This is a genomic window from Facklamia sp. P12945 (genome assembly GCF_050409485.1).
Lineage (GTDB): Bacteria > Bacillota > Bacilli > Lactobacillales > Aerococcaceae > Facklamia.
Genome location: NZ_JBNUPJ010000015.1, coordinates 45471 through 55499, shown reverse-complemented (window position 1 = coordinate 55499; position 10029 = coordinate 45471). Strand labels below are relative to the sequence as shown.

Genomic DNA, 10029 nt, shown 5'->3' with positions numbered 1-10029 from the left:
ATAAGCATGCCCATTTAGAAGCACCTTGTGTAACATATGTTTGACAACTCTAGAGTTTTACACCATGATTCTTCGCTTTTGATATAGAAAATAGCTCTTTTTTTATGTTATAATTATTAACATTAACTATCAATTATAAGGGAGAGCATACAATGAAAAAATGGTTACTAGCAGCCACTGTCGGTTTATTGACTTCAGGTCTTTTCTTTAATACGTGGGTAAGTGCAGAAGTCAATGAGGAAGAGTTAGGCTATGTGGTCTTTGCTGAAAGAGAAGACCAATCAAACTTTGAAGAAGTGGACAAATATAAGGTTCTTTCGGCCAATACCATGAAAGCCAGCTTAAAGAGTGATAAGGACAAGCTTATGACGTTTAACTTACTGCATATCCTCTCACCAGAAGAAGAAAAAGATGAAGCCTATGCCCAAGAATCTAAAGAGCGCTTAGAAGAATTGATGAAAGATGCTGACAAGGTCGAATTAGAATTATTTGAAGTTGAAAAAGAAGATCTCCAAGATGAATCGGTTAAAAAAGAAGATTATGTGGCGAACTTATGGTTAGATGGCATATTAGTGCAAGAAATTCTCTTAACGGAAGGCTACTCAGTGATCCAACTCGACCAAACAAAAGAAGCAGAAAAGGCTAATGAATACTTAGATGTTCTTGTTCAATCCCAAGACTATGCTGCCAAAAATCGTTATTATGTTTGGGAGGATAACTCCAATCAGTTTCTAGCCAATGCCGAATTCCCTGAAGTGATTAAAAATACACAAACGGGTCAAGTCGTTGTTTCTCAAGCCGATAATACTCAAAAAGCAAATGCTTTATTTGAATTACCGAGCAAAAATAACCCATCCCATCCAACGCAAGAATCTAATAATTCATACATTAATCAAACGGAAGAAGTTTCAGCGCCAGTAGTGTCAAAAGAACCTGTTGACACTAATACAGAACCAGAACCAGCCCCAGAGCAAAATGTTTATTATGCGAACTGTACCATTGCCCGTCAAGCAGGAGCCGCTCCCGTCTATCGTGGACAACCTGGATATGGTCCACACTTAGATCGAGATAATGATGGTATTGGTTGCGAGTAAAGCTGAACGCTAAATCTTGACTCTTGCCCCTCAGAGCTGATAGCGATCCGAGCTATTGGCTCTTTTATTTTCTAGTCAGCAACTTTTTATAATTTTTTAAAATTTTGTCAACTTTCAACCGATTGTCAAAGCTACTATCTTTTCTTCACACTTCTGCTTATATCATCTTAAATATATGTTTTTATTTTAATAAGAGTATGATATCGGCTTAGAGTGAGAAAAAGAGGCCCTATTTTAAATAAAAATTTAAATTATTAAAAATTTTAAACTTAAGAGTATTGCAAAGGCTTTAAAAATATGTATAATTCAAATTGTTGATCAACATTTAACAATAAATCTGAGGAAGGGGGAGCCTGCTACCTATAGCTAAAAGAAAAAGAATCGCTTAGTTGTCTTTTAATTTGCTATTTTGTTTTGTTATAAGCCATTTATCATATAAGTTGTGTTTTGAATAAAGTGATGAGAAACTATGAGTCATCACATGGACTCAATTGAATATAGTAGGAGGATTCGGATGCTCGAAATAAGGAATTCGAGGAACAAGAAAGTCTGTGAGCTCGATTTGAAACAGAAAACGGTTGTTATTGTTAGCAAAGGAATTGAAACCAAGATTCAATTTCTTCCATCCGATAGTGTAACCATTCAAGAAGCGCAGGTAACTCAGAAAAATAAAAATAAAAATAAGAATTAAGCAGAACCGCTAGACGGGCTAGATTGTAAGGATATTCCTTAGCTTTCGGCCCGTTTTTTTCATGTCAAAATTCAAGGAGGAAGACTAATGAAAAAATCATCTGAAGAATTAACTAATGTCATTATTATGTTTGACCCCCTCATCCATCACTGGCTCCATCATTACCAATTGTCTACCCACCATAACGATTATCAAGACCATCTTCAGGAGATGCGGTTAGAGTTGTTAAGGCTTTATCAAAAGTTTGAAGGCGATCCCTTAAATTGTATCGATCATCGCTATCAATTTATCGCTTATGCGGGTAAGGGTTTAAAATGGTTTCTACTCAATCGTTTGCGCCAATCCACTTATCAAGTGACCCCGACAGATCCTGTTATTTTATCAGATCTTATCGAAGAGCTGAGAGAAGAATGCTCAAAAGAATCAATCTTTTTATTGGAACAAACTGTTAAAGACCATCTAAAAGAACGAGAGCGTAAGATTTTCAATTTAATTTTACAAGGAAAATGGCGTAATCGTGAAATCTGCCAGCTCTGCAACATTTCTGAGCGCACCCTCCGCAATGATAAAAAGCGTATTGCAGCTAAGCTCGGTCATCTCTTTAAAGAAAAATCTAAAAACTTGTCTTTTTCTTGCCGTTTTTGATGATCTGATTGTGTGTATAAGGTGTAAGATCGTACGGCTTACATAAATACCTAGGAGGAATGAAAAATGGAAAGTAAAGAATACAAATCAGGGCGTTTAGCGCTTAAAGGTATGAATCCGACAACAGAGAAGACTTTTAATGTCTCTATTCAAGGCTTGATTGAGGGGGTTACTCCCAATCAAGTGCAGTTGGTTAAAGATCAAATCGATCAATTAACCATTAATCCAACCGATACCGCTCAAGCTGTTTATGCTTATAATTTTATTTAATGATGGAAAGGGGAAAGCAAGATGAAAGATAGTATGGTATTAGAATTGATTTTCTTAGATGCGGCGGGTAAAACGCGTAAGATTACGATTAATCAACCAGCTGATTCAGTTACTAAAGAAACTGCCGAAGCTGTGATGCAGGCTCTAGTTGACTGTGATTTATTCAAAGATGATCAGGGCTTAGATATGTATGTGACTCCGGTTGCCGCTCGCTATGTTGAGCGTAACGTTACCGATGTTTATGCCTATGAAGAAGCTTAGTTAAGCATGATTTTAGAGGGGCTGAGTGTTTGCTCAGCTCCTTATTACTAAAAGGAGGTTGTGCATGCATTTGATTGATTTAGGTTCTTATGCTGGAGCGATTATTGCAGTGATTACCTTGATTTCTAAGTTAATTGGCCTGATTACTGCCTTGCATGATCTAATTGAACGCATTGATTGGATGCAGGCCAAACTAGAAGCGTTTAACCAAGAGCTACAAACGATTAAACAAAAGGTCGATCAAAACGATTATTTTATGTGGCCGCCAGAAAGTCGTCAATGGATATAAAAATAATAGAAAGGGTGATAGAATGTTATCTAATCGTTTTTATGATTTAGGCAAATGGCTCGTATTAATTTTTCTACCAGCCTTGGCTGTTTTTGTACAAGGAATGGCCGACTTGTACCACTTGAATCAAGGAGGTCAATGGGTGGGGCTGATTAATTTGTTAACCATCTTTTTAGGATCTATCTTACAAATATCCTCTTATCACTATCATCATAATGATAACTCGCCTAAGGGTTGGGGGGCCTTAATATGATAAAAGAGGCTTGGATGAGTCAAAGAATGGCTAGCTTAGCACCACTTTTTCAGAAATATCAAAGTCCGATATCGGTTGCGACCCGGATGGCGCAATTTGTTTTAGAATCCAATGGGGGACGGTCACCGCTATATCTTAAATCCAATAATGGTTTTGGTATTAAAGCATCTGCTCCCTGGCAGGGTAAGGTAGTCGACCATCCTTCACTGGAAGCAAATGGCCAGATGGTGGTTTCACAGTTTCGCGCCTATAAGAGTCTGGAAGAAGGCGTTGAAGACCACGCTATTTTCTTCACTTCTACTCCTTACCGTCAGCATGTGGCCTATAAAGCGGCAATCGAAGCAAAGGATTCCTTTGAAGAGGCCAGGGCTTTAACAGGCATTTATGCCAGTGACCCCCATTATGGTGATAAGTTAATTGAAATTATCAACTGCTATGATCTTACGAGCTATAATCTAGCAGTGAATAGGGTGGAGGAATTAAATAAGCAATTGGATGAGCCTCTTATTATTGATCGTCGGTCAGAAGCTCTAGGTGGACAAGCAAAAGACAGGACTCTTGATGCTATCACAACCATTGTCTGGCACTATACAGGTGTGAAACGGTCTTTAAATCGTCACATTTCAGACCACGAGGTCTTTTGGCATAAGCAACGTGGATGGGATCGTGGAGGCTATCACTTTTATATCGATAGTCAAGGACAAATTTACCAAAATTATGACCTAGAACGCATGACTTGGGGGGTAGCCAATTGTAATCATTTCTGTGTCCATCTATCAGTAGAAGCTAATGCCAAAGAAGACTATTCGCCTCAACAAATCAAAGCTAGAGACTGGCTCACGCGTAAACTCATGAAAGATTTAAACTTACCCGCTTCTGCTGTTAAAGGACATTGGGAAGTTAATAACAATACCCTGTGTCCCGGTTATAATCGAGCAGAAATGGAGCAATTTCGTCGGCAATTAGCGCTGCCGCTTAGTTGTTTAGTCGATCCAAGTAAGAAAGCAATATTCAACTTGGGGGATTATCGGTATCAAATTGTCCAGCTAACGGATTAATGGAATTAGTCTCATTTTTTTCCTCTCTCCACCTTAAGACGGATACTATCTGAATGGATTATGCTATGATAGTAAATAGGCAAACTTTAAAAGAGGTGAATAGATGAAACAAGCGCTTAAAACATTCTTGAATTATTTCTTTCTACTAGTAGGCATCCTTTTTTTTGTAGCTTGGATAGGTTGGTACGGATTCAATCATTTTGTTCACTTTATACCTAATCAAGTAACGGATCAAGAATTAGTATTAATCAAAAATCGTTTAGAAGATTCACAGGAATTAACCACTATGAAATATCACTACACTAATATGGGAAAATTTGAAAAGCATAAAACGATAAAGTCTTGGGAAATTCCCTTTACTGAATCAGAGTTTATGATGACCTATTCCGGTATCATTCATACAGGGGTAGAGTTAGGAAAGATTGACGTCATTTCTAATGAAGAAAACCTAGTGGTTAAAGTCCCACAAGCGAAAATTTTAGCGCATGAAGTAGAAGATGATTCAATCGAAATCATTGATGAAGAAGGTTCGCTATTTAATCCAATTAAGGTGGATGATGTTGTGAGTCTTCAATCAGACCTAAAAAAAGAAATGGAGAAGCAAGCTTTATCTAAGGGATTATTAAAGGAAGCACAGAATTATTCACAAAGCCAAATTGAAAAATTGCTAACAGATATGCTGAAAACAATTGATCCTGAAATTCAATTAACAATTGAAACGGCAAGCTAGAGAACGAGGCCTTTTAATAAGGCCTTTTTTCATTTGTTTTTCTCCTAGTGTAAAGCGAATTCAAATTCGTTATAATGGAAGTTGAGAAAAAGATAATGGAGGTCATTATGAAAGTAGCAATTATTGGAGCAGGGGTTGCTGGAGCGGCTGCCGTTAAAACAATCCTTGAAGAAAATCACCAAGGTCTGATAAATCATGTGGATGTTTTTGAAGACCGTAAACAATTGGGAGTAGGCTCCCCTTATGAGCCTGATTCTAACCAATTATTAATGAACTCCTATGTCGGTGATTTAGGTTTTGAATGGCAAGACGCTGACCACTATCTAAGGTGGTTACAAGATCATTATCCCGAATATGCTCGCAGGGATATTTTTTCACCCAGACCTATTTTTGGTGAGTATATCCAGGATTATTTTAGTCCATACTTTGAAGAAGATATCATTCATGTGGTGAATCAGCGTATTCATCAACTGAAAATTAAATCCCCCAAGTCTTATTATCTATATGACGCGCAAGGTAGGCAATATGGACCCTATGATTCTGTCCTAATGACAGTAGGTCATCCACCTTATGCCGATTATTATAATCTTTTGGGACAAGAAGGCTATATTCACCATCCTTATCCAGTTGAACAGCTTCTAAGTGATTTGGACTATCAAAAAGGAATTGGAATCATTGGATCCGGATTAACTGGGATTGATATTATGCGTTATTTACAAGATCACTATCCAATTACCATTGATCATCCGGTGACTTTTTATATTTTAGACCAGCCCTTTTCGACACCGAAGTTTGAACGCTATGCCGAAGACTTGGTTTTTAACTTAAATGCAGATTGGATTGATAAGCAGTTGGCCCAATCTGATGGTCAAACAATCCCTTTAGAAGCTATATTTCATCAATTTGAAGAGGATATGGAAGCCAATGGGGTAGATTGGAAATCTTTAGTCGAAAGATACAGTCAAGGATCCATTGGGGAAGGTTTAATGGCTATCCACCAACAAAACCGTCGATTAAGTATCTTACAATTATATGGTCGCAAGTTGACTGCCTTTCTACCAGCCTTGAATATGGCCTTATCATCCCAAGATCGCATACGCTTCTTTAAAGATTTTATGGGACTTTTCGAACATTTTAGAAGTCAAACACCGGCTGAAAGTATTGCGTTTATTTTACAAGGTTTGAAAGATGGACGTATTCGGATTGTTTCTGGTATGAAAGCTGTGGAAGTGAATGCCCAAGGATTTACCGTTGTCACTCAAAAAGGCTTACGCTATCAAAGCGGCTATTTAATCAATGCAACCGGCTTTGACCAAAACTTAGAGACAGCCGCTCAACATGATCCTTTAATTAATCAAATGTATCAAGAAGGAATTATCCAAGCAAATCCATTGGGTGGTATTCTTGTTGATTGGCCGCATACTCAAGTTCTTAGTCAAAGATTTGGCCGATTGGAGCATTTATATCTAACAGGTCATTGGATTTTCTCTACTCAATTTGGTAACAATAATACCAAGCTGACCTATAAGCAAGCAGAAGCTTGTGTGAAACACTTGCTTGAATCTGCACGGGATATTTAGTTTTAACTTAGAGTGAACTTTTGTATAATAGAATTAAAATAACGAAAGATAAGGTGGCGTCATGAAAATAACAGTTGCAGGAATGGGTTATGTCGGGCTTTCAAATGCGATTCTTTTGGCTCAATATAATGAAGTGAAAGCGATGGAAATTGTTAAAGAAAGGGTCGATTTAATCAATCAAAAAATTGCACCTATTGTGGACGCTGAAATGGAAGATTACCTAGCCAATCATTCTTTAAATTTAGAAGCCACCGATGATCCTAGCTATGCTTATAGTGGGGCAGAATTAGTGATTATTGCTACGCCAACTAATTATGATGACGCTAATAATCACTTTGACACTTCAGCTGTCGAAGAGGCGCTCGATAAAGTTAAAGAATATGCCCCTCAGGCAGTAGTTGTGATTAAATCAACCATTCCTGTCGGCTATACTGAGGAAATTCGTCAAAAATATGGTATGGATATTATCTTCTCACCAGAATTTTTGAGAGAAGGTAAGGCGCTTTACGACAACTTGCATCCTTCTCGTATTATTGTCGGCAATGAATCTGTTCATAGTCAGACAGTAGCTGAATTATTTGCTGAGGCTTGCTTGGATGAAGAAGTGGCTATCTTAACCATGCCTTCAACTGAAGCAGAAGCAGTAAAACTCTTCTCCAATACTTATTTGGCTTTAAGGATTTCATATTTTAATGAATTGGACACCTATGCTGAAGTACGTGGCTTAAACAGTCAGCACATTATCCAAGGAGTAGGGCTTGACCCTAGAATTGGTGATCACTACAATAATCCGTCATTTGGGTATGGTGGCTATTGCCTGCCTAAGGATACCAAGCAATTGCTGGCTAATTATCAAGACGTTCCAAACAACTTAATTCAAGCGATTGTGGATTCGAATGCAACCCGTAAAGAACATATTGCTTCACAAGTTTTAAAACATCAAGCGCAAGTAATCGGCATTTACCGCTTGACCATGAAATCCAATTCGGATAATTTCCGTCAATCTGCTATTCTTGATATTATTAAACAGCTGCGAGCAGAAGGCAAAGAGATAATTATCTATGAACCGACACTTGAAGAAAAGCAATTTGATGGCGAAGAAGTTGTAGCTGATTTTGAAGTCTTTTGTCAAAAGGCTGATATTATTCTTGCTAATCGCCTTGCAGATCAATTAGCAGCTGTAAAAGAAAAAGTCTATAGTCGCGACGTTTTTGGCAATAATTAAGATAAATATAAAACCTTCCGTTAATTTGAAAACGGAAGGTTTCTTTTTATTGATTATGTTGATGTTTGAAAGCATCCAATTGGTTGAGTGCTTTTCGTAATTCAATTTCAGCTGAATGATAAGCGCGAATATCTTGATTGATTTCTGCTTGTTTCAGCTTATCTTCAGCCATGGACAACTCCATTTTAGTCTGGGCGTCATCAATATCTAGGGCTCGAACGGCCATGTTGGCAATAATATTAAGTTCGTTGTCCCGAATTTCCAATAGTCCACCGTTAATAGCGATATAGTCATCCGGTTTGCCTTCGACTAGAGGTGCTACGATAACAGTTGAGATGTCTAAGACGGTCATCATGGCAATATGATTGGGTAGAATGGTGATACCACCATCAATGGTTTGCACATGACATTTGCGGGCACGTTTGGTATAGACTACGCCATTAGGAGAGATAATCTGAACTTGTAGATTTTTAAGCGTTTGCGTCATCCAAATCCACTCCCATTTTCTTAGCTTTTTCAATGGCTTGATCGATATTTCCTACGTTACGGAAAGCTTCTTCAGGCAGATTATCGTAATCACCATTTAGAATACCTTCGAAGCCGTCAATTGTTTCTTGTACGGTTACGTATGAACCTGGAATACCAGTAAAGGCTTCTGCTACGTGGAAGTTTTGTGATAGGAAGAGCTGAATACGTCGGGCTCTTTTAACGGTTAGTTTTTCAACTTCACTCAACTCATCTACACCCAAGATGGCGATGATATCTTTGAGGTCTTGATAGCCTTGCAAAGTTTGTTGAACGCCACGAGCTACCCGATAGTGTCGTTCGCCAACAACATCTTCAGATAAGGCTGAAGAAGAGGAGGCGAGTGGATCAACCGCTGGGTAGATACCCTGCTCGGTTAATTTACGCTCTAAGTTAGTGGTTGCATCTAAGTGAGAGAAGGTAGTCGCTGGCGCTGGATCTGTATAGTCATCGGCTGGTACATATACTGCTTGTATGGATGTAATCGATCCTGCCTTGGTGGAAGTGATTCTCTCTTGCATGGCTCCCATTTCAGAAGCTAAGGTAGGTTGATAACCTACTGCTGAAGGCATCCTTCCAAGTAGAGCCGAAACTTCAGAACCTGCTTGAGTAAAACGATAGATGTTATCAATAAAGAGCAAGACATCTTGATGCTTTACATCACGAAAATACTCTGCCATGGTTAAACCAGACAAAGCTACCCGCATTCTAGCTCCAGGGGGTTCATTCATTTGGCCAAAGACCATGGCTGTATTTTTAGAAACGCCAGAGTCGCGCATTTCATGGACGAGGTCGTTTCCTTCACGCGTTCTTTCACCAACTCCAGTGAAGACCGAAAGGCCACCGTGTTCTTGGGTAATGTTATGAATTAATTCTTGAATTAATACCGTCTTACCGACACCGGCTCCTCCAAAAAGACCAATTTTTCCACCCTTGAGGTAGGGAGCTAATAAGTCAATGACCTTTATTCCTGTTTCTAAGATTTCGAAGTTTGAAGCCAGTTCGCTATATTCAGGCGCATCGGCATGAATGGAATGTTTGACTACATCTGGGAAGAGTTCAGGTCCATTATCGACTGTATCTCCTAAAACATTGAATACGCGTCCCAATGTAGCTTCACCTACGGGTACTTTAATGGCTTCACCTAAATCGACAACAGCCATGCCCCGTGATAAACCTTCGGTTGCTTCCATGGCAATGGTACGTACGGTGTCATGCCCAATATCAATAGCGACTTCGAGTACCACTTTTCGGTGTTGGAGAATCGTCTTTAAGTCGGATGTTTCATTTACTTCCTCAAGGTCGGTTACAACCAGGGCATGATGGATTTCTGGTGTTCCGTATTCTAAAGGAAAGGAAACATCCACGACCGGTCCGATTACTTGTTTGATATGTCCGATTCGCATAC

At 38.8% G+C, this 10029-nt stretch carries 13 protein-coding genes; 11 read left to right on the top strand and 2 right to left on the bottom strand.

Annotated features, from left to right (window positions below; translation table 11 throughout):
• Nucleotides 1-152: 152 nt before the first annotated feature.
• The 11 genes from ACQV2X_RS06245 (at nt 153) to ACQV2X_RS06195 (ending at nt 8096) form a co-directional block, all read left to right on the top strand.
• Nucleotides 153-1094 carry an excalibur calcium-binding domain-containing protein gene (locus ACQV2X_RS06245; RefSeq protein WP_428894346.1) on the top strand — a complete coding sequence of 314 codons (942 nt, stop codon included), beginning with the start codon at nt 153-155 and terminating at the stop codon, nt 1092-1094.
• A 514-nt stretch (nt 1095-1608) separates the two neighbouring features.
• Nucleotides 1609-1785: a hypothetical protein gene (locus ACQV2X_RS06240; RefSeq protein WP_428881823.1), complete on the top strand. Its 177-nt coding sequence runs from the start codon at nt 1609-1611 to the stop codon at nt 1783-1785.
• A gap of 87 nt (nt 1786-1872) precedes the next feature.
• Nucleotides 1873-2430 (top strand): sigma-70 family RNA polymerase sigma factor, encoded by a 558-nt coding sequence (locus ACQV2X_RS06235; protein ID WP_428894345.1) that lies wholly within the window; start codon nt 1873-1875, stop codon nt 2428-2430.
• A 66-nt stretch (nt 2431-2496) separates the two neighbouring features.
• Nucleotides 2497-2700: a hypothetical protein gene (locus ACQV2X_RS06230; RefSeq protein ID WP_428873671.1), complete on the top strand. Its 204-nt coding sequence runs from the start codon at nt 2497-2499 to the stop codon at nt 2698-2700.
• A 21-nt stretch (nt 2701-2721) separates the two neighbouring features.
• The gene (locus ACQV2X_RS06225; RefSeq protein WP_428873672.1) at nt 2722-2961 is read left to right on the top strand and encodes a DUF2922 domain-containing protein; all 240 of its coding nucleotides are present in this window, start codon (nt 2722-2724) and stop codon (nt 2959-2961) included.
• Nucleotides 2962-3025: 64 nt separating this feature from the next.
• A complete protein-coding gene (locus ACQV2X_RS06220) occupies nt 3026-3250 on the top strand; it encodes a hypothetical protein (RefSeq protein WP_428894344.1) in 225 nt (74 codons plus the stop codon).
• A 22-nt stretch (nt 3251-3272) separates the two neighbouring features.
• A complete protein-coding gene (locus tag ACQV2X_RS06215) occupies nt 3273-3503 on the top strand; it encodes a phage holin (protein ID WP_428873674.1) in 231 nt (76 codons plus the stop codon).
• The gene (locus tag ACQV2X_RS06210) at nt 3500-4561 is read left to right on the top strand and encodes a glucosaminidase domain-containing protein (RefSeq protein WP_428894343.1); all 1062 of its coding nucleotides are present in this window, start codon (nt 3500-3502) and stop codon (nt 4559-4561) included. Before ACQV2X_RS06215 ends, ACQV2X_RS06210 begins: the two co-directional genes overlap by 4 nt.
• A 103-nt stretch (nt 4562-4664) precedes the next feature.
• Nucleotides 4665-5291 (top strand): DUF4230 domain-containing protein, encoded by a 627-nt coding sequence (locus ACQV2X_RS06205; protein WP_428894342.1) that lies wholly within the window; start codon nt 4665-4667, stop codon nt 5289-5291.
• 107 nt (nt 5292-5398) lie between these two features.
• Nucleotides 5399-6871: an FAD/NAD(P)-binding protein gene (locus ACQV2X_RS06200; protein ID WP_428894341.1), complete on the top strand. Its 1473-nt coding sequence runs from the start codon at nt 5399-5401 to the stop codon at nt 6869-6871.
• Between the two features lie 61 nt (nt 6872-6932).
• Nucleotides 6933-8096, top strand: a complete 1164-nt coding sequence (locus ACQV2X_RS06195; protein ID WP_428894340.1) for a nucleotide sugar dehydrogenase — start codon at nt 6933-6935, stop codon at nt 8094-8096.
• Between the two features lie 46 nt (nt 8097-8142).
• Here the strand turns inward: ACQV2X_RS06195 and atpC are convergent, their stop codons facing one another.
• Together atpC and atpD are read right to left on the bottom strand one after the other, a co-directional pair.
• Nucleotides 8143-8583 (bottom strand): ATP synthase F1 subunit epsilon, encoded by a 441-nt coding sequence (gene atpC, locus ACQV2X_RS06190; RefSeq protein ID WP_428873679.1) that lies wholly within the window; start codon nt 8581-8583, stop codon nt 8143-8145.
• Nucleotides 8567-10027 (bottom strand): F0F1 ATP synthase subunit beta, encoded by a 1461-nt coding sequence (gene atpD / locus ACQV2X_RS06185; RefSeq protein ID WP_428873680.1) that lies wholly within the window; start codon nt 10025-10027, stop codon nt 8567-8569. Before atpD ends, atpC begins: the two co-directional genes overlap by 17 nt.
• Nucleotides 10028-10029: the final 2 nt, after the last annotated feature.